Annotated in this window: 19 protein-coding genes; 15 read left to right on the top strand and 4 right to left on the bottom strand. The window is 41.5% G+C overall.

Annotation, left to right across the window (positions count from 1 at the left end):
- The first annotated feature begins 75 nt into the window (after positions 1–75).
- From queA to dnaG, 7 genes are all read left to right on the top strand, one after another.
- Positions 76–1125, top strand: a complete 1050-nt coding sequence (gene queA / locus ACFQ1G_RS06685; protein WP_380738476.1) for a tRNA preQ1(34) S-adenosylmethionine ribosyltransferase-isomerase QueA — start codon at positions 76–78, stop codon at positions 1123–1125.
- A gap of 154 nt (positions 1126–1279) precedes the next feature.
- Positions 1280–2320, top strand: a complete 1041-nt coding sequence (gene rlmN / locus ACFQ1G_RS06680) for a 23S rRNA (adenine(2503)-C(2))-methyltransferase RlmN (RefSeq protein ID WP_380737819.1) — start codon at positions 1280–1282, stop codon at positions 2318–2320.
- Between the two features lie 63 nt (positions 2321–2383).
- The gene (locus ACFQ1G_RS06675; protein WP_380737817.1) at positions 2384–3361 is read left to right on the top strand and encodes a polyprenyl synthetase family protein; all 978 of its coding nucleotides are present in this window, start codon (positions 2384–2386) and stop codon (positions 3359–3361) included.
- Between the two features lie 166 nt (positions 3362–3527).
- Positions 3528–4091, top strand: coding sequence for an RNA polymerase sigma factor (locus tag ACFQ1G_RS06670; RefSeq protein ID WP_380737815.1), 564 nt, complete (start codon positions 3528–3530; stop codon positions 4089–4091).
- Positions 4072–4770 (top strand): hypothetical protein, encoded by a 699-nt coding sequence (locus ACFQ1G_RS06665; RefSeq protein WP_380737813.1) that lies wholly within the window; start codon positions 4072–4074, stop codon positions 4768–4770. The genes ACFQ1G_RS06670 and ACFQ1G_RS06665 overlap by 20 nt, the downstream gene beginning before the upstream one ends.
- Before the next feature lie 73 nt (positions 4771–4843).
- Complete coding sequence (locus ACFQ1G_RS06660; RefSeq protein ID WP_380737811.1) at positions 4844–5860, top strand: hypothetical protein; 1017 nt, start codon at positions 4844–4846, stop codon at positions 5858–5860.
- A 101-nt stretch (positions 5861–5961) separates the two neighbouring features.
- On the top strand, positions 5962–7917 hold the full coding sequence (gene dnaG / locus ACFQ1G_RS06655) for a DNA primase (RefSeq protein ID WP_380737809.1): 1956 nt from the start codon (positions 5962–5964) through the stop codon (positions 7915–7917).
- On the opposite strand, the gene ACFQ1G_RS06650 is transcribed toward dnaG, so the two are convergent.
- Both ACFQ1G_RS06650 and nadE read right to left on the bottom strand, forming a co-directional pair.
- Positions 7910–8548: a response regulator transcription factor gene (locus tag ACFQ1G_RS06650; RefSeq protein WP_380737808.1), complete on the bottom strand. Its 639-nt coding sequence runs from the start codon at positions 8546–8548 to the stop codon at positions 7910–7912. The two genes, dnaG and ACFQ1G_RS06650, sit on opposite strands and share 8 nt — an antisense overlap.
- A 137-nt stretch (positions 8549–8685) precedes the next feature.
- Positions 8686–9477, bottom strand: coding sequence for an NAD(+) synthase (gene nadE, locus ACFQ1G_RS06645; protein WP_380737806.1), 792 nt, complete (start codon positions 9475–9477; stop codon positions 8686–8688).
- A 104-nt stretch (positions 9478–9581) separates the two neighbouring features.
- Here nadE and gldB point away from each other — a divergent pair, with 104 nt between their 5' ends.
- Together gldB and gldC are read left to right on the top strand one after the other, a co-directional pair.
- Positions 9582–10541, top strand: a complete 960-nt coding sequence (gene gldB, locus ACFQ1G_RS06640) for a gliding motility lipoprotein GldB (protein WP_380737804.1) — start codon at positions 9582–9584, stop codon at positions 10539–10541.
- A complete protein-coding gene (gene gldC, locus ACFQ1G_RS06635; RefSeq protein ID WP_380737802.1) occupies positions 10541–10873 on the top strand; it encodes a gliding motility protein GldC in 333 nt (110 codons plus the stop codon). The genes gldB and gldC overlap by 1 nt, the downstream gene beginning before the upstream one ends.
- 35 nt (positions 10874–10908) lie before the next feature.
- Here the strand turns inward: gldC and yihA are convergent, their stop codons facing one another.
- Both yihA and ACFQ1G_RS06625 read right to left on the bottom strand, forming a co-directional pair.
- Positions 10909–11511, bottom strand: a complete 603-nt coding sequence (gene yihA / locus ACFQ1G_RS06630) for a ribosome biogenesis GTP-binding protein YihA/YsxC (RefSeq protein ID WP_380737800.1) — start codon at positions 11509–11511, stop codon at positions 10909–10911.
- 9 nt (positions 11512–11520) lie between these two features.
- Positions 11521–12285, bottom strand: coding sequence for an alpha/beta fold hydrolase (locus tag ACFQ1G_RS06625; protein ID WP_380737798.1), 765 nt, complete (start codon positions 12283–12285; stop codon positions 11521–11523).
- Positions 12286–12571: 286 nt separating this feature from the next.
- Between ACFQ1G_RS06625 and mraZ the strand changes: the two genes are divergently transcribed.
- Genes mraZ through mraY form a run of 6 tightly spaced genes read left to right on the top strand, consistent with a single transcriptional unit; the run spans position 12572 to position 18993 of the window.
- Positions 12572–13036: a division/cell wall cluster transcriptional repressor MraZ gene (gene mraZ, locus ACFQ1G_RS06620; protein WP_380737797.1), complete on the top strand. Its 465-nt coding sequence runs from the start codon at positions 12572–12574 to the stop codon at positions 13034–13036.
- On the top strand, positions 13023–13919 hold the full coding sequence (gene rsmH / locus ACFQ1G_RS06615) for a 16S rRNA (cytosine(1402)-N(4))-methyltransferase RsmH (RefSeq protein ID WP_380737796.1): 897 nt from the start codon (positions 13023–13025) through the stop codon (positions 13917–13919). Before mraZ ends, rsmH begins: the two co-directional genes overlap by 14 nt.
- 10 nt (positions 13920–13929) lie before the next feature.
- Positions 13930–14247: an FtsL-like putative cell division protein gene (locus ACFQ1G_RS06610; protein ID WP_380737795.1), complete on the top strand. Its 318-nt coding sequence runs from the start codon at positions 13930–13932 to the stop codon at positions 14245–14247.
- A 7-nt stretch (positions 14248–14254) separates the two neighbouring features.
- A complete protein-coding gene (locus ACFQ1G_RS06605) occupies positions 14255–16261 on the top strand; it encodes a penicillin-binding protein (RefSeq protein ID WP_380737793.1) in 2007 nt (668 codons plus the stop codon).
- Positions 16258–17721, top strand: a complete 1464-nt coding sequence (locus ACFQ1G_RS06600; RefSeq protein WP_380737791.1) for a UDP-N-acetylmuramoyl-L-alanyl-D-glutamate--2,6-diaminopimelate ligase — start codon at positions 16258–16260, stop codon at positions 17719–17721. Before ACFQ1G_RS06605 ends, ACFQ1G_RS06600 begins: the two co-directional genes overlap by 4 nt.
- 27 nt (positions 17722–17748) lie before the next feature.
- Entirely contained in the window at positions 17749–18993 is a 1245-nt protein-coding gene (mraY, locus tag ACFQ1G_RS06595; RefSeq protein WP_380737790.1) for a phospho-N-acetylmuramoyl-pentapeptide-transferase, read from the top strand.

The raw sequence follows: 18993 nt of genomic DNA, 5'->3' as shown, positions 1-18993 counted from the left end.
AAGCTGTAATTACTTGACAACCCCTATCTCCAGGTTGTATATTTGCAGCTCTTAAAATTTATCTTACATATGGGAATGAAATTATCACACTTCAACTTTGATCTTCCGCCAGAACTGTTGGCTGAATATCCATCAGAACACCGCGACGAAGCTCGTTTAATGGTGTTGAACCGGAAAGATCAAACTATTGAGCATAAGCAATTCAAAGACCTTATCGATTATTTTGAACCGCATGATGTGATGGTGTTGAACAATACCAAGGTTTTTCCTGCCCGTCTCTTCGGAAATAAGGAAAAGACAGGTGCTCGTATCGAAGTGTTCTTGTTGAGAGAATTAAATGCCGAAACCCGTTTATGGGATGTACTGGTCGATCCTGCCAGAAAAATAAGAATCGGTAACAAACTTTACTTTGGAGATGACGAAAGTTTGGTGGCCGAAGTGATCGATAACACGACTTCAAGAGGAAGAACATTGCGTTTCCTTTATGATGGTTCTTACGAAGAATTCAGAAACAAGCTTACTGAGCTTGGGGAAACTCCGCTTCCGAAGTATATAAAAAGAGAGGTTCAGCCTGAAGATCAGGAGAGATACCAAACCATCTATGCAAAGCAGGAAGGCGCTGTAGCAGCACCTACTGCCGGACTTCACTTTTCAAAACACCTTTTGAAGAGACTGGAGATCAAAGGAATTGATTTCGCTGAAGTGACACTTCACGTAGGATTGGGAACTTTTAGCCCTGTTGAGGTGGAAGACCTTTCCAAGCATAAAATGGACAGTGAAGAAGCCTTTATTGAAAAGCCGGCTGTTGATACGATCAATAAAGCAATCTCTGAAAAGAGAAAAGTGTGTGCCGTAGGTACCACCGTGATGAGGTCTCTTGAAAGTTCTGTTTCTTCAAATAAAACCTTGAATGAATTCAGCGGATGGACGAACAAATTCATCTTTCCTCCTTACGATTTCAGTATAGCGAACTGTATGATCACTAACTTCCATACTCCAAAATCTACTTTATTGATGATGGTTTCTGCATTTGCAGGACATGATTTCATGAAGAAGGCGTATGCCGAAGCTGTTAAAGAGAAATACAAGTTCTATACTTACGGGGATGCAATGTTGATCCTGTAATTGAACAGATTATACTTTTTTTTAGCCACGGGGCCGTAAATAATCTATTTATGGATTCGTGGCTAAATTTTTGAAAGTCACTTAACCGATTGATTTTCAAAAAACTATTTAATACTTCTATTTTAGATCAGATTTACTTTACTACTTTTGCAGCGTGAAAAACGGAAAGAAAGACATACGGGCATTAACTAAAGAGCAACTTCAGGAATTCTTCGTGAAAAACGGGGATAAATCCTTCCGTGGAACTCAGGTTTATGAATGGTTATGGGGAAAAGGAGCGCATTCTTTTGAGGATATGACCAATATTTCAAAAGAGACCCGTCAAATGCTGGATGATAATTTTGTGATCAACCATATCCGGGTCGATCAGATGCAACGTAGTAGTGACGGAACAATCAAGAATGCGGTAAAACTGCATGATGATCTTACTGTGGAATCGGTTTTAATTCCAACACCTAAGCGTACTACCGCATGTGTTTCCTCGCAGGTAGGATGCAGTCTGGATTGTAAGTTTTGCGCTACCGCGAAGCTGAAGCGTATGCGTAATCTGAATCCTGATGAGATCTATGACCAGGTCGTGGCTATTGATAATGAAAGCCGTCTGTATTTTGATAAACCACTTTCAAATATTGTATTCATGGGAATGGGTGAGCCCCTCATGAACTACAACAATGTTTTGAAAGCCATTGAAAAGATCACTTCCAAGGAGGGACTGGGAATGTCTCCGAAGCGAATTACTGTTTCCACGTCGGGGGTGCCTAAAATGATAAAAAGGATGGCCGATGAGGAGGTGAAATTCAAACTTGCCGTCTCTCTGCATTCAGCCATTGACGAAGTAAGAACTTCCATAATGCCATTTAACGCGACCTTCCCATTAGAAGATCTTCGGGAAGCTTTAGAATACTGGTATGCTAAGACCAAAAGTCGTATCACGTATGAATATGTGGTTTGGAAAGGCATTAATGATCGCAGAAAGGATGTTGAAGCCCTTGTGAGATTCGCTAAATATGTGCCGTGTAAGGTCAATTTGATTGAATACAATCCAATTGGAGATGATCATTTCAAACAAGCGCCTGCAGAAACTACAGATTTGTATGTGAGAGAGTTGGAGCGAAACGGAATAACCGTTACCGTACGCCGCTCTCGTGGTAAGGATATCGATGCAGCCTGCGGACAATTGGCCAATAAATCATAGCCCTTATTTTCAGGAAAAGTGAACTGTTAAATCCCACATGATTTAACTATCTTAGCTCCCCGAATGAAGATAATCTCGAAAATAAAACTTCCGGTAGAGCAAGAGATGGAACTTTTTGAAAAGAAGTTCACGCAATCCATGTCTTCACAGGTTGCTCTCTTAAACCGAATCACGCATTTTATCGTTAACCGAAAAGGGAAGCAGATGCGGCCTATGTTCGTTTTTCTTGTTGCTAAAATGGTATCTGATGGAAAAGTGAACGAGCGTACGTATCGAGGAGCTTCAGTAATTGAGCTTATTCATACGGCTACACTGGTTCACGATGACGTGGTGGATGATTCCAACCGCCGTCGTGGCTTCTTCTCCATCAATGCCCTTTGGAAGAATAAGATCGCAGTATTGGTAGGGGATTACCTTCTGTCAAAAGGCTTGCTTCTTTCAATTGATAACAATGATTTTGATCTTTTGAAGATCATCTCAGTGGCTGTTCGCGAAATGAGCGAAGGAGAGCTATTACAGATTGAAAAAGCCCGCCGCCTTGATATCACCGAAGAAGTTTATTACGAGATCATCAGGCAAAAAACTGCTACCCTTATTGCAGCCTGTTGTAGTCTTGGTGCTGCATCTGTTCGCCCTGATTCTAAAGAAGTTGAGAAAATGAGACTTTTTGGAGAGTTGATCGGGATGGCTTTCCAGATCAAGGATGACCTTTTCGATTACGGAAATGAAAGTATCGGTAAACCTACCGGGATCGATATCAAGGAACAAAAAATGACCCTGCCGTTGATCTATGTCCTGAACAAAGTATCTGACAAGGAGAAAGCCTGGGTGATCAACTCTGTGAAAAACCACAACAAGGACAAGAAAAGGGTCAACGAAGTGATCGCTTTTGTGAAAGATCAAGGAGGTTTGGAATATGCGGTCGCAAAAATGAAAGATTTTCAGCAGCGGGCGCTTGAATTGCTCGAGGATTATCCCGAATCCCCTTTCAAAGATTCACTGATCTTAATGGTGAATTACGTGATAGAAAGAAAGAAATAGAATTCGGTTCCAATTTTTCAGTTCTCCGTTTACCGTCCACCGTCCACCAACGTCTGTCCACTTTCCATAGCTTTTCAATATTTTTTTCAAAAAGAAATTGAAGTCAGGCAACCTTTTGTAATTTAAAGTCGTCTATGTAAATAGAAGACCATCTAAATTATTGCGGGTGAAAGTAATTCAACTCTTTAATAACCAATCTCAAATCATTAAGCGTGCAGCCAGGGGCAACCGGGAAGCACAGCAGAAGATCTTTGAGCGGCATTCAGGGAAGATGCTTAGTATTTGCCGGCAATATGTAAAGGACCTTCATCATGCCGAAGAAGTGATGCTAAATGGCTTTTTCAAGGTATTCACTCATTTATGCGATTTTAAAAATGAAGGGAGCTTTGAAGGCTGGATGCGTAGGATCATGATACGCGAGTCGATCTCATTTTTGAGAACACTTAAAAAGATTGAATTCACGCAAGAAGATCTTGAAGATACTGAAAGTGTTGATTCTATAACTTCGGATTTGAACGTGGCTCACATACAGAGCATGATCGACAGCCTTCCTGAAGGGTATAAAATGGTCTTTTTGATGTATTGCGTTGACGGGTATAAACATTCAGAAATATCCCAGATGCTCAACATTTCTGAAGGGACTTCAAAATCCCAGCTTTTTAAAGCCAGGAAGATGTTGCAGGAAAAATTAAAACAAGAAAATACAGGTTATGGAACCGGTAAAATTTGAAGAACATATTAAAGAGCAGTTGCAAAAGAGGGAGATCAAACCTTCTGAAGGCAGCTGGGAAAAACTCCAGGGACGACTGAATCACCGGGAGGAACCATCCCGGTCGAAGATCTGGTGGGTAACTTTAGTAGCCGCCGTTGCAGTAGTATTCTTTATGCTGGGAACGCTATTTAACTCCCCGGTAGAAATAACTCCCGAAGTGGTAGATTCTCAGAAGCCTACAATTCTAAAAGAGAATGCTTCTGAAGAAACTCAAAAAGAACTTACGAAATCACTAACCGAAACTTCGGCTCTTGTCAAAAATAATGAAAAGGATGAGCATCCGAAGAAAATGAAATCTAACATCCAGGAATCTTTCATAAAACCTTCTGAAAGAATAGCTTCAGTAACTGAATTACAGGATGTGAAAATTGAAGTTCCCGTTGTTTCTGCAGATGAAGAAGCTAGCTTTATGGACGCTTCTTCTCAATATTCCATCGATTCTGAAGTGGAAGCCTTATTGCTGGTGGCCAGTTCAGAGATTGAAAACGATCCGGCTTATGAGGTGCAAACCGTGTCTGCCGGGGAGCTTCTTAATGAGGTTGAACATGAGTTGGAATTGAATTTCAGGCAGAAAGTTTTTGAAGTGCTAAAAGACGGTTATTCAAAAGCGAAGACTGCCGTGGCAAATCGAAATTAATATATCATCAATCATCAAAATGCATTCAACTCCTCTTTCGGGAGGGGCCGGGATGTTCTAAAAACAATTTATCATGAAAAAAGTTACTTTTTATTTGACGCTCCTGCTAATAGGATTTACGGTTAACCCGGTAAGTGCCCAAGAGCAGGATACTTCCGAAAAGATCAAACAGCTTGAAAAGCAAAAAGAGGAGATCATTTCCGAAGAAAAAGAAGCCCTGAAGCGAGAAGTGGAAAAGATCAATGCCCGCCTTGAAAATAAAGAGATCGATTGGGAGGAAGCCGAAGAACTGAAAAGTGAAGCTGCAAAGAAACATGCTTTGAACATTCGAAACCGTGTTGGGATCATTGACAACCAAATCGCGCTTTTGAAGAGGGAAAATGACGACATGGGCTGGGACGAGGAAGAGATGGATGAAGATCATGACAGGTGGTTCCATAAATACAGATACAGCCGGACCAGTACGCACCTGGTAATGGCAGTAGGGTTCAATAATGCCCTTTTAGAAGGGCAGGGCTTGAATGACTCTGATTTTAAAGTGGGAGGAAGCCGGTTCTTTGAACTGGGAGTGGCCTGGAGAACACGGGTTTTTGAGAACTCCAACTGGCTGAGAGTGCGGTATGGTTTCTCTTTCCAGTTTAACGGATTAAAACCAACCGATAACAGGTATTTTGTCGAGAACGGCGATCTTACCGAGTTGGAAGTGTACCCGCTGGAGCTTGATAAATCGAAGTTTAGAGTGGATAATCTGGTATTCCCGTTTCATTTTGAATTCGGACCATCTACTAAGATCGAGTCTGAAAGGAGCGTTTGGTATTCAACTCGTAAAAAACTCAAAGTAGGACTTGGTGGTTTTGCCGGATTCAACATTGGGGAGCGCCAGAAGCTAAAGTATGAGGAAGATGGTGAAAAGGTGAAGCGGAAATTGAAAAATGATTTCAATACCAATGATTTTGTTTATGGATTAAGCGGATACCTGGGTTGGGGGGCAACCGCCCTGTATGTGAAGTATGACCTCAATCCAATTTTTAAAGATCCAAATCCAGAACTTCGAAATATATCTGTGGGTTTACGATTTGATATGAATTAGCAGTTTAATTTGAATTAGTTATAAGAAAGGTTTCCTATGTTGGAAGCCTTTTTCTTTTATTTTATATACTTACATTTGAAAAAATTTCCGCAGACTTAATTTTGATCTCAAAAAGTACCATAGACCGAGTTTTTGAAGCTTCCCGAGTAGAGGAAGTGTTGGGTGATTTCGTAAATCTTAAAAAATCGGGTAGTAACTACAAAGGTTTAAGTCCTTTTAGTGATGAGCGCACGCCCAGTTTTATGGTCTCGCCGGTAAAACAGATCTGGAAGGATTTTTCCAGCGGAAAGGGCGGGAATGTGGTTGCTTTTTTGATGGAGCATGAACATTTCACCTATCCTGAAGCCATAAAATACCTGGCTAAAAAATACAATATCGAGGTAGAGGAAACCGAGCAGAGTCAGGAGCAGAAGGAGCAGGCAGATGAGCGTGAGAGCATGTACCTGGTCTCTGAATTTGCCGCGAAATACTTTCAGAATAACCTTTTAAAGACAGAGCTGGGGAAGGCCATCGGGTTAAGCTATTTTAAAGAAAGAGGCTTTACAGATGAGACCATCGAAAAATTCGGATTAGGTTATTGCCTGGATGAATGGGATGCTTTCACTTCGGAAGCCATTCGTAAAGGATATAAACTCGATTATCTTGAAAAGACCGGACTCACCATTGTAAAAGGTGAAAAACAGTTCGACCGTTTTAAGGGAAGGGTAATGTTCCCTATCCAGTCCATGTCCGGAAGGGTGTTGGGTTTCGGAGGAAGGATACTTACCAATGACAAGAAAGCGGCCAAATACCTGAACAGCCCTGAAAGTGAGATCTATCATAAAAGTAAGGTCCTTTACGGAATTTATCATGCCAAACAGGCCATAGCCAAGGAAGACAATTGTTTCCTTGTGGAAGGTTATACAGATGTGATCCAGTTCAACCAGTCGGGGATCGAGAATGTGGTTTCTTCTTCGGGAACGGCATTGACACCTGAACAAATTAGGTTGATCAACAGGTTGACCAAAAATATTACGGTGCTGTTTGACAGCGATGCGGCCGGGCAAAGGGCTTCTATGCGAGGAGTGGACCTTATCCTGGAACAGGGCATGAACGTGAAGGTTTGCGCGTTTCCGGAAGGAGAAGATCCGGATAGTTTCGCTAAAAAGAATACTGAAGAAGAGATCAGGCAGTATCTGAAGGATAATTCCAAGGACTTTATAAATTATAAGGCTTCCCTTCTCATGGAGGAAGCCCAGAATGATCCTGTTAAGAAAGCCTCCCTTATTCGTGACATGGTAAGCAGTATCTCCAAGATACCAGATTCCATTCAGCAGGAGGTTTATGTTCAGGAAACATCCAGGATCATGGATATTTCTGAAGATGTGATCTTCAGAACCCTGGCGCAGCTTTCTGGAGGTGGAAAAACCTCTAAACAGGCTCCGCAAAAAAACAAATCTTTTGAAGTTGTAAGAGATGAGGAGACTCCTAAAAAGAGGGTAAATGAACTCTATGTTCTGGAGAAGACCATTATAAGCTTGTTGTTGCTATATGGTTCTGTAGAAGAAGATTTTGAAGACCTTGTTCTTAAAGTGGACGATAAGGGGGAGATGGAGCTGGAACCGGAAATGCAGCGTGCAAAGGTGTATGAAAAGGTATTTTTGGATCTTCAGGAGGACGAAGTTGCTTTTGCAAATGAGAACTTTCAGAAGATATATCAACAGGTGATCAGCAAATATACAGAGAATGAAAAATTCTCTTTAGAAACCTTCATCAATGAGATGCCGGTGGAAAACGCTTCCGAAGTGACCAATATTCTCATGGAAGAGGAGCAGTATGTTCTACACGATTGGGAACGAATGGAGATCTTTGTCAAGCAGAAAAAAGAAGGTATTGCCAGGCTGGTAAGTGAAACCATTCTTTCTCTAAGGCGCTACCTGGTCAACCAAAAGATCAACGAGCTTAATAACCAGGTAAAAGAAGCCAGTCCTGAAGATTCACAAGAAATCCTTCAGGATATCATGGATTACCTGACTCTTAAAAAAGTACTTTCAAATAAGCTTAACCGGGTTATGTAGACCTAAGTTGCAGTAAGCGACTTTGATTAATTAGGTCTGCCAGGTTGTCTACCCTAAGTTTTTTAAGAAGGCGTGTTTTATAGGTGCTAACCGTCTTCTCATTGATATCAAGAGCTTCAGCGATATCTTTGTTTCTTTTCCCGGTAGAAAGCAGGTTAAGAACTTCAATTTCTCTGGTAGAAAGCTTTTTGTAACGCGATACGAGGTTATTAGACCTGGAAGAACCGGTATTGATCTTATCGCTTATCTCTTTATTAAGATAAATTCCCCCACGAGCTACCTGGTGAACAGCGTCACGTAAAGTGTCTGTAGATGCTGTTTTAGAAAGATAAGCTGCTGCTCCAGCCTTAATGGCGTTCAGGGCATACATTTCTTCAGGATGGCAACTCAAGATAAGGATCTTTGTTCCCGGGTGTTCAGATTTTATAGTTCGTAAAGCGGTAATTCCATTTATTTCAGGAAGGTCAATCTCCATAATCAATACATCCGGACTTTTTGCCCTCAATGATTTGAAAAGATCTTTTCCATTCGTCACTTTTCCTACAACCTCATAAATCCCTTCTTTCTCCAGTAGTGAAGAAATTCCCATTCTGGTAATAGGGTGGTGGTCTGCAATTAGAATTTTTGTCATTGTTTGAATTTTAGCACAAAAGTTACATTGTGTTAGTCTTGTAAAATTCTGATTATTAGTATCAAAAGAATAAACTGGAGGTCAATCTAAGTTAAACCCTTATTTTTTCACCCACCAATTTATTCGATAAAGTACCGTTATTTTAGATGAAGAGGAATCTCGCAAACAGGAATAGGAACCATTTTATGTTTGTTCGCCTTGTGCCTGCTGGTGTAGATCCTGAAAACCTCTTTGTCACGGCCTTCAAAGTCCTCTTCTGTTTTTCCTTTTTCAACTTGTTTCATTGCCCATTCCAGTTCATCATAGGATGCTCCAATCTGGTCTTCATCACTTCGACTGTCGCCAAATAAGCCGTCTGTTGGGGCAGCCTGAACGATCTCGTCTATAACATCCATTTCTCTTGCCAGGTTGTAAACCTCACTCTTCATAAGATCGGCAATCGGGCTAAGGTCAACACCTCCATCTCCATATTTTGTATAGAACCCCACGCCAAAATCCTCGACTTTGTTCCCTGTGCCTGCCACAAGAAAATTGTGCATCCCGGCAAAATAATAAAGGGTAGACATGCGAAACCTGGCTCTGGTATTAGCTAGTGAAAGGTGAAGTGTAGGGCTGTCTTCTTTTACATGTGGAACTGCACTTCTAAATTGTTCAAATACCTGAGTGAGATCTACTTGTATATCGGTTACGTTAGCATGTGTCTTTTTTAGGGCTTTTATATGTTTCTGGGCCCTGGCAACCTGATCTTGTGATTGGTGGATTGGCATTTCAACACATAGAGTAGGTAAGCCGGTTTGGGCGCAAAGTGTGGAAACTACTGCAGAATCCACTCCGCCACTAACACCTACAACAAAGCCTTTCGTTCTGGAATTTGTCACATAATCTTTTAACCAGTTCACGATGTGAGCTCTGACTTTTTCGGTTTGCATAAGTTGGGCTTTTTAAGCTGGAAATAATATCTTTGTTAACAAAAATAGACTTTCAGTCTGATTATTTAAAGCCTCCTTCGTTAAACCCTTCATAATTTGAGTTAATGCTAAGAAAAATTATTGTTTGCTGCCTTTTTTTATTGACTTTGGGATGTTCTGAGGAAGATAAAAGAGAGGAAGAGATCTCAAAGATCCCGGTGGAGGTAGAGATGGAACGTTTTGATCAACGGTTTGCTCATGCAACTGCCGACAGTTTGCCGACCCTAAAAGCAGATTTTTCCTATTTATTTCCGAAGCAATTCCCTGATTCTGTCTGGGTGCAAAAAATGAATGATACCATACAGTTGGAATTAAACGAGGCTGTGTCTGCAGAATTTCCAGAACTGGAAGATACGAAAGAAGGCCTGGAAAGGCTTTATCAACACATCGCTTATTATTTCCCCGATGCTTCCCTTCCGAAGGTTGTGACCTTAACTTCAGATGTGGATTACAGAAATAAGATAGTGTGGACCGATGAAATCTTGTTAATTTCCCTGGACACCTATTTGGGGCCTGAAAATCCGCTGTATATAGGAGTGCAGGATTTCATAAGGAAGAACTTCCGGAAAGACCAAATTATTTCGGATGTGGCAGGAGCTTTCGCTGAAACAAAATTGGAAAGTCCGAATTCAAGGACCTTCTTAAATAATATGATCTACTTCGGAAAGATTCTTTATCTAAAGGATATTCTTATTCCGTTTAATTCAGACGCTCAAAAAATGGGATATTCTTCTGAAGAGATAAAATGGGCGAAAGCGAATGAAGATCAGATCTGGCGGTATTTTGTTGAAAAAGAATTGCTATATTCAACAGATACCCAATTAGGCCCCCGATTCCTGTTTCCGGCTCCTTTTTCAAAGTTCTACCTGGAACTTGATAATGAGGCTCCGGACAGACTTGGGCAATATATAGGCTGGCAGATCGTAAGACAATATATGGAACGTAATGAAGTTTCTGTACAGGAAATGATGAAGACCGATGCGGAAACCCTTTTTAAAAATTCAAATTATAAACCAAGTAAGTAATGGCTAAAAAATCAAATATCAACATCAATGTGACCCTGGATGACAATCGTGTTCCTGAAGAGTTGAAATGGAGTGCAGAAGACGGGGGAGTGGAAAACCAGGAAGCCAAGGCTATGATGCTTTCCATGTGGGATGCTCAACAAAAAGAGACTTTAAAGATAGACCTGTGGACCAAAGATATGCCGCTGGATGATATGAAAATGTTCTTTCATCAAACGCTGGTTACCATGAGCGACACTTTTTACAGGGCTACTCAGGATGACAAAATGAGAGATACCATGAAAGATTTTTGCGAGTATTTCGCAGATAAAATGGACCTGAAGAAAAAGTAGATCATAAAAAAGGCGGGAAATTTTCCCGCCTTTTTTTATTGAGCGAATTGCTCATTAATACTGTCTATATAATCGAGGATCTCATCCCTTCCCATCCCGTTAGAAGAGGAAGAAATAAAATACTGTGGCATTTCAGTCCAGGTTTGTAACATTTCTGCCTGGTAATCATTGATATTTCTCTCCAATGCCTTCGGTTTCATTTTATCTGCCTTTGTGAAAATGATGCAGAACGGAACCTGGTGCTCTCCCAACCACTGCATGAACTCAAGGTCTATAGGCTGAGGTTTATGGCGGCTGTCGATCAAAACAAACGCGCAGATCATTTGCTCCCTCTTTTCAAAGTAAGCGGTAATGAATTTCTGAAAAGTTTTCTTGGCAGATTTTGATACCCGTGCATATCCATATCCCGGAAGATCGACCAAATGCCAGCTTTGATTGATCAGGAAATGATTAATAAGCTGGGTTTTTCCCGGGCGACCTGAAGTCTTTGCTAAATTCTTCCTTTCGGTAAGCATGTTTATGAGGGAGGATTTTCCCACATTACTTCGGCCAATAAAGGCATATTCCGGAAGTTTGCTGTCAGGGCATTTTGAAACTTCAGAATTACTTACAACGAACTCGGCAGATTTTATTTTCATAACCAGAATTTAAAGTTTCCGGTCGGTCAACCATTTATAGAGGATCTCATTAAAAGCCTCAGGATGTTCCATCATTGCCGCATGACCACATTTTTCTATCCAGAAAAGGTCTGCGTCAGGAAGAAGTCTGTAGAAATCTTCAGCCACTTCCGGCGGAGTGACATTGTCATTTCTTCCCCAGATAATACAGGTTGGAGTCTGCATTTTCGGAAGATCTTTGGACATGTTGTGACGAATTGCACTTTTAGCAATAGCCAGGGTCTTGATCAATTTATTTCGGTCGTTAACGGTCTCAAAAACGTCGTCAACGATTTCCTTAGTTGCGATCTTAGGATCGTAAAATACATTTTCTGCTTTCTTGCGGATGTATTCATAATCACCTCGCTTGGGATAACTTTCACCCATGGCGCTTTCGTAAAGTCCTGAACTTCCTGTGATCACCAGGGCTTTCACTAGTTCGGGGTACATCTTGGTGGCAAGAAGTGCGATGTGGCCTCCTAAAGAATTTCCTACGAGGATGGATTCTTCATAGCCTTTCATGTCGATAAACTCCTTGAGATATTTAGCGAAATTTGCAACGCTGGTCTTTAGAAGTGACAAGCTGTATAGTGGAAGTTTTAGGATAATAACCTTGTATCCTTTGTCAGGGAAAAAATTGAAAACACCCTCAAAATTACTCAAACCGCCCATTAGTCCGTGGAGGATGATTAAAGGGGTTCCCTCTCCTTCTTCAACATAGCTGAATTTTCCTTCTTCCCGTAAATTATTTTTCATTGGTTGCCTTTGCTGTTAGCTTCGCAAATATAGCGATTTCAATACAAGTATAAAGATTTTAGGTTATTCTCTTATTTTTTGAGATAGGTTTTTCAAAATTTTATGAACATCTGAATTCAGCTCGTTTAATATTTTTTTAACAAAATAAATTCCCAACTAAAACTGCTTCAAGTAGTTGGTTTCTCTATGTCTCCCCTTGATTTGGTGTGAAAATTTATTAACAAAGTGGTAAAAAGTGGTAAAATGTGGTTTAAATTTCAATATATTTGAATCGTAAACTGATCAGGTGGTAAATCTAATAGGAACATACGAATGCAAGGTAGATGCCAAGGGCCGACTCATGGTCCCGGCAGCTATTAAGAAGCAGTTGATGCCTGTGCTTCAGGATGGTTTCGTCTTGAAGAGATCGGTTTTTCAGCCTTGTTTAGAGTTGTATCCTATGCAGCAGTGGAACGAGGTAATGAACAATATGGCGAAACTAAACAGGTTTGTCAAGAAGAATAATGACTTTATCAGGAAGTTTACCGCTGGGGTGAAGACCGTGGAGGTGGATACCAATGGCCGTTTATTGATTCCAAAAGATCTTGTTGGATTTGCAGGTATCGAAAAAGAGATCGTTCTCTCTTCGGCTATAGATATTATCGAGATCTGGGATAAGGATAAGTATGAAAATGCCGTTAATGGTGGTGAGGACTTTGCTGATCTCGCAGAAGAAGTAATGGGAAATATTAATGGAAATGAATTATCATAATCCGGTATTGCTGAAGGAAACCGTGGATGGCCTTGACATAAAGCCTGACGGGGTTTATGTGGATGTCACTTTTGGTGGCGGTGGGCACAGCCGGGAGATATTGAGCAGGCTGGGGCCGAAGGGGAAATTGTTCGCCTTTGACCAGGACAAGGATGCTTTAGAGAATAAAATAGATGATGAGCGGTTTACGCTTATCAATGAGAACTTCAGGTTCATCAAGCGTTTTTTGAGATTTTACGGAGTGCGAAAAGTGGATGGTATTTTGGGAGATTTTGGGGTTTCATCACATCAGTTTGATGTCGCGGAAAGGGGATTCTCAACCAGGTTTGAGTCTAAACTTGATATGCGAATGAACCAGGATAGCAATTTGAGCGCTTTTGAGGTGGTCAATAAATATGAAGAAAAACAACTTCGTGATGTGCTTTTCAACTATGGTGAATTGCGCAACGCTGCAAAGATAGCCAGAGTGGTTGTTTCGGCAAGGAAGGATGAAGAGATCGCTACCAGTGAGCGCCTGAAAGAAGTTTTGCAGCCATTTTTGCCTGCAGGTAAGGAGCATAAGATCCTCGCGCAGATCTATCAGGCGATCCGAATTGAAGTGAATCAGGAAATCGAAGCCTTGAAGGAATTTTTGCTTCAAACCGAAGGTCTTTTGAATTCGGGAGGAAGAATAAGTCTCATCTCTTATCACTCGCTTGAAGACAGGCTGGTGAAAAGGTATATAAGAAGCGGAATGTTTGAAGGGGAGCCGGAAAAGGATTTCTACGGAAATATTTCTGTTCCTTTTAAAAAGGTGGGGAAGCTGATCGTTCCCTCTTTTGAAGAGATCAAAAAGAATAACAGGGCCCGCAGTGCTAAGTTAAGGGTAGCAGAGAAACTGTAGAAAACGGCATATGAAGGAGAGTCTTTACGACATACTGAAAGGGAAATTTTTAGTCAGTAATGACGCGTTCAATAACTGGCGCTTCATTTTGTTTTGCACCGTGCTGGCAATCATTATGATTGGGAGTTCTCACAGTGCCGAAAGAAAGGTGCACGAGATCGCTAAAATGAATGACCAGGTGAGGGAATTGAGAAGTGAATTTGTTGACAGAAGATCGAACCTCATGCGACTTAAGATGGAATCTACCATCAGTCGTAAAATGGCCGGACGAGGAATTAAACCTTCCGAAGTGCCGCCAACCAAGATCATAATTAAAGAAAAAGAGTAACTGCTGAATGGCTACTACCGAAAAGAACATATTGAACCGTATCTACTTTGTGGCAGCATGCATGTTTCTCCTTGCTATCGCCGTAGGGGTAAAGTTGCTGGATATACAGTTTCTGGAAGGTGAAAAATACCAGGAGATCGCTCAGCAAAATACGTATAAGAATTTTGTAATTCCTGCAAACCGTGGGAATCTTTATGACGCCGGCGGGAACTTACTGGCTACTTCGGTTCCTAAATACGATATCAGGTTTGATGCGGTCACTGTTTCTGACGCGAACTTTGAGCAATATCTTATTCCGCTTTCGAAGGAGATGTCAAAGATGTTTGGCAAACCAAGCTCTTACTACGCGAAAACCCTTCGTACTGCAAGAGCCAATAAGCACCGGTATTTTTTGATCGCCAGAAACCTCGGGTATTCTGAATACGTCAGGGTGAAAAATTTCCCAATGTTCAATTTGGGCTCAAACCGAGGCGGTATTATAGTTGAGCAACGTACGGTAAGAGAGCATCCTCTCGGAAAAATGGGGGAGCGAACCGTTGGATATGAGCGTAAGGATGATAGCGGATATTACACAAGAGTTGGTTTGGAAGGAGCCTTTGGTCCTTATTTGAGAGGGAAAGAAGGTCACAGGTTAAAACAAAAGATCGCAAAAGGCCAGTGGAAACCGATCAGCGATAATAACGAGGTGGAGCCTAAAGACGGCTATGACCTTATTTCTACTATAGATGTCAAGATCCAGGATATCGCACACCACGCCTTATTAAGACAATTAGAAAAATATGAAGCCGATCACGGCTCTGTGGTGGTTATGGAAACTGCTACCGGGGAGATAAAAGCCATTTCCAATCTGGGAAGAACTTCAGAAGGTACCTATTTCGAAAAACTGAATTACGCCGTAGGGGAAACTCATGAACCGGGTTCTACCTTTAAGTTGATGGCTATGATCGTGGCGCTTGAAGACAAGAAAATAGATACCAGTACGGTGGTGGACACTGATGATGGGATCATGACGATCTACGGAAGGAAAGTGAGGGATTCTAAAAGGGGAGGCTACGGAAAGATCTCGGCAGCAAGAGCTTTTGAAGTTTCTTCGAATGTTGGGGTAGTGAAATTGGTATATGATAATTATAAGGACAGTCCGCAAAAATTCGTGGATGGTCTTAAAAGAATGCATTTGAATGAAGAATTAGGATTAGCTATAAAAGGAGAGGGGATTCCCTACATTCCGACTCCCGGTGACAAGACCTGGTCGGGTCTTTCTTTACCGTGGATGGCTTATGGCTACGGTAGTATTCAGCTTACACCGCTTCAAACCCTTACCTTCTATAATGCTATAGCCAATGGAGGAGAGATGGTGAAGCCTCGATTTATCAAGGAGGTTAAAGAGTGGGACCGCACCATTGAAAAATTTGATAAAAAAGTAATAGATCCTGCAATTTGTAGTAAGGAGACCATCGCAAAGGTGACTGAGATGATGAAAAATGTTGTGGAAAGAGGGACCGGAGAAAGTCTCTATGAACCGCATTTTTCAATGGCAGGAAAAACAGGGACCGCGCAGACAGAATACTGGATGAAGGACTGGCCTAAAAACCCAAGATACATTTCTTCTTTCGTAGGCTTCTTTCCGGTAGAAAACCCTAAATACTCCTGCATAGTTGTGATCCATAAACCCAATAACCGGGTAGGTTATTACGGTGCAGATGTAAGTGGTCCTGTTTTCAAAAGGATCGCTCAAAAGATATTTACAGATACTCCTGTTTTAGACGAGTTCAATAAGCTGGATACGCTGAGCCCTGTAATAGAGAAGAATTACAATAAATATTTCACCACGGCCAGGAACTATAAGACCATTATGCCGAACCTGAGAGGAATGCCTGCAATGGATGCTTTATCGGTTTTGGAAAATATGGGATTGAAAGTTCAGGTTTCAGGATCGGGGGAAGTGAAAGCTCAGTCGGTCAAGGCGGGGAGCAAGATTTCTGAAAATCAGGTAATAAAATTGAAGTTAGGTTGATCAAATTAAAAGACATATTATATAAAGTTTCTCTGGAAGCAGTGACCGGAAGCACCGATATCACTGTCAATGCAATTCATTTTGATTCCCGAAAAGTGGAATTCAACGATGTTTTTGTCGCTATTAGAGGAACCATTTCAGACGGACATGAATACATAGAGAAAGCGGTTGAAAATGGCGCTTTGGCTGTGGTTTGTGAAGAGATGCCCGAAAATGTAATAAACGGGATCACTTATGTGAAGGTTAATGACTCACAGCAAGCCTTGGCCTTTATGGCTGCCAATTATTACGATAATCCCTCAGAAAATCTGAAACTGGTTGGAGTAACAGGGACAAATGGTAAAACGACCATTGCTTCCTTGTTGTATCAATTGTTTACAAAGGCCGGTTTTAAAGTGGGATTATTGTCCACAGTTCAGATCATCGTTGATAAAGAAAGTTTCAAAGCAACCCATACGACCCCAGATTCCCTTACCATAAACAGCTACCTGAAGAAGATGAATGACGCAGGAGTGGAGTATTGTTTTATGGAAGTGAGCAGCCATGGGATCGCCCAGCATCGTACTACAGCATTAAATTTTGCGGGCGGGATCTTTACCAACCTAACGCATGAACATTTAGATTACCACAATTCCTTCGCTGAATACAGGGATGTCAAAAAGAGGTTTTTTGATGAGCTCCCTGCTTCGGCTTTTGCTCTTGTGAATGTTGACGATAAGAACGGCAGGGTGATGCTTCAGAACACCAAGGCAAAAAAGGTCACTTACGCCCTTAAATCTGTTGCCGATTATAAAGCGCAGATCCTGGAAAATGATTTTGGAGGGTTACTTCTGAAAGTGAACGACCAGGAAGTCTGGACCAAACTAATAGGACATTTCAATGCCTATAATGTGCTGGCCATCTATGCTGCTTCGGAATTATTGGGCTTATCAACATTAGAAAGCCTTAAGCTGATAAGTGAGCTTGATGCCGTAAGCGGAAGATTTCAGTATGTCATTTCCGAAGGAAAGATCACCGCGATCGTTGATTATGCTCATACGCCGGATGCATTGCAAAATGTTCTGGAGACTATTAACAGTATCAGGACCAAAAATGAGGAATTGATCACCGTTGTTGGGTGTGGAGGAGACCGCGACCGTACCAAAAGACCGAAAATGGGTCACATCGCCTCGGCTTTAAGTACTAAAGTGATCTTCACCAGCGATAATCCGCGAACTGAAGATCCCGATGCGATCATAGAGGAGATCGAAAAAGGTGTCGAGCCACAGAATTTTAAAAAGATCATGTCGGTTACCAACAGGAAGCAGGCAATTAGAACGGCCTGCCAGATGGCGGGTCCAAAGGATATTATTTTGATTGCCGGGAAAGGGCATGAAACCTATCAGGAAGTGAACGGGGTTCGAAAGGATTTTGATGACCTGAAGATCGTAACCGAATTTTTAAAAGAATTGAAGAAATAAATCTCTCAGGAGAAGAAGGATACCACTATGTTGTACCATTTATTTGAATACTTAGAAAAAACATACACTTTTCCCGGGGAGCAATTATACCAGTTTATCTCCTTCAGGTCTGCGATGGCGATCATCTTTTCGCTGGGTATTTCTACGATCTACGGAAAGCGTATCATAAATTACCTTACTAAGAAACAAATTGGGGAGAGTGTTCGTGACCTGGGACTGGAAGGACAGACAGAAAAAGCGGGAACTCCAACCATGGGAGGGGTGATCATTATTATCGCTACACTAATTCCGGTTTTGCTTTTTGCAAAGCTTAATAATATTTACGTCATCCTTTTGATCGTGACCACCCTATGGATGGGAGCGATCGGGTTTTTAGATGATTATATCAAAACCTTCAGAAAAGATAAAGAAGGTCTAAAAGGCATTTTTAAAGTGATAGGGCAGGTGGGCCTCGGAATTATTGTGGGAGCCACCATTTATTTTCACCCAGATATTACCATAAAAGAGAATCCGCAGGTACCACTTTCAGCGAGTGCTGTGGAATTGATCTCTTCTGCGGAAGCTGAAAAGGTAGAGGTTACTCCTGAAGAGAAATCTACCAAGACGACTATTCCGTTCGTGAAGAATAACGAGTTCGATTACGCCAGTCTTATCACATGGATCAATCCTGAATGGTCAAAATATGCCTGGATGATCTTTATTCCTATCGTTATTTTCATTGTTACCGCTGTTTCAAACGGCGCCAACCTTACCGATGGTATAGACGGACTCGCAGCAGGGTCCTCGGCGATAATTGTCCTTACGCTTGGGCTTTTTGCGTGGGTTTCGGGTAACATAATATTTTCAGATTATCTCAACGTGATGTACATCCCCAGGACGGGAGAAATGACCATTTATATTTCGGCTTTTGCAGGGGCATTGGTTGGATTCCTTTGGTATAATACCTTCCCAGCCCAGGTTTTTATGGGTGATACAGGAAGTCTTACCATAGGTGGGATCATCGCTGTACTGGCGCTGGCAACCCGAAAGGAGTTGCTTATTCCCCTTTTATGCGGAGTGTTTTTGATCGAGAATTTATCGGTAGTGATGCAGGTGGGCTGGTTTAAATATACCCGAAAGAAATTCGGGGAAGGAAGAAGGATCTTTTTGATGTCTCCTTTACACCACCATTTTCAAAAAGCCGGATTTCATGAGAGCAAGATCGTAGTGAGATTCTGGATCATCGGGATCTTTTTGGCTATCGTAACCATAGTGACCTTAAAAATCAGATAA

This window comes from Salinimicrobium gaetbulicola, assembly GCF_042676025.1.
GTDB lineage: Bacteria > Bacteroidota > Bacteroidia > Flavobacteriales > Flavobacteriaceae > Salinimicrobium > Salinimicrobium gaetbulicola.
This window is presented reverse-complemented; position numbering and strand designations above follow the sequence as displayed.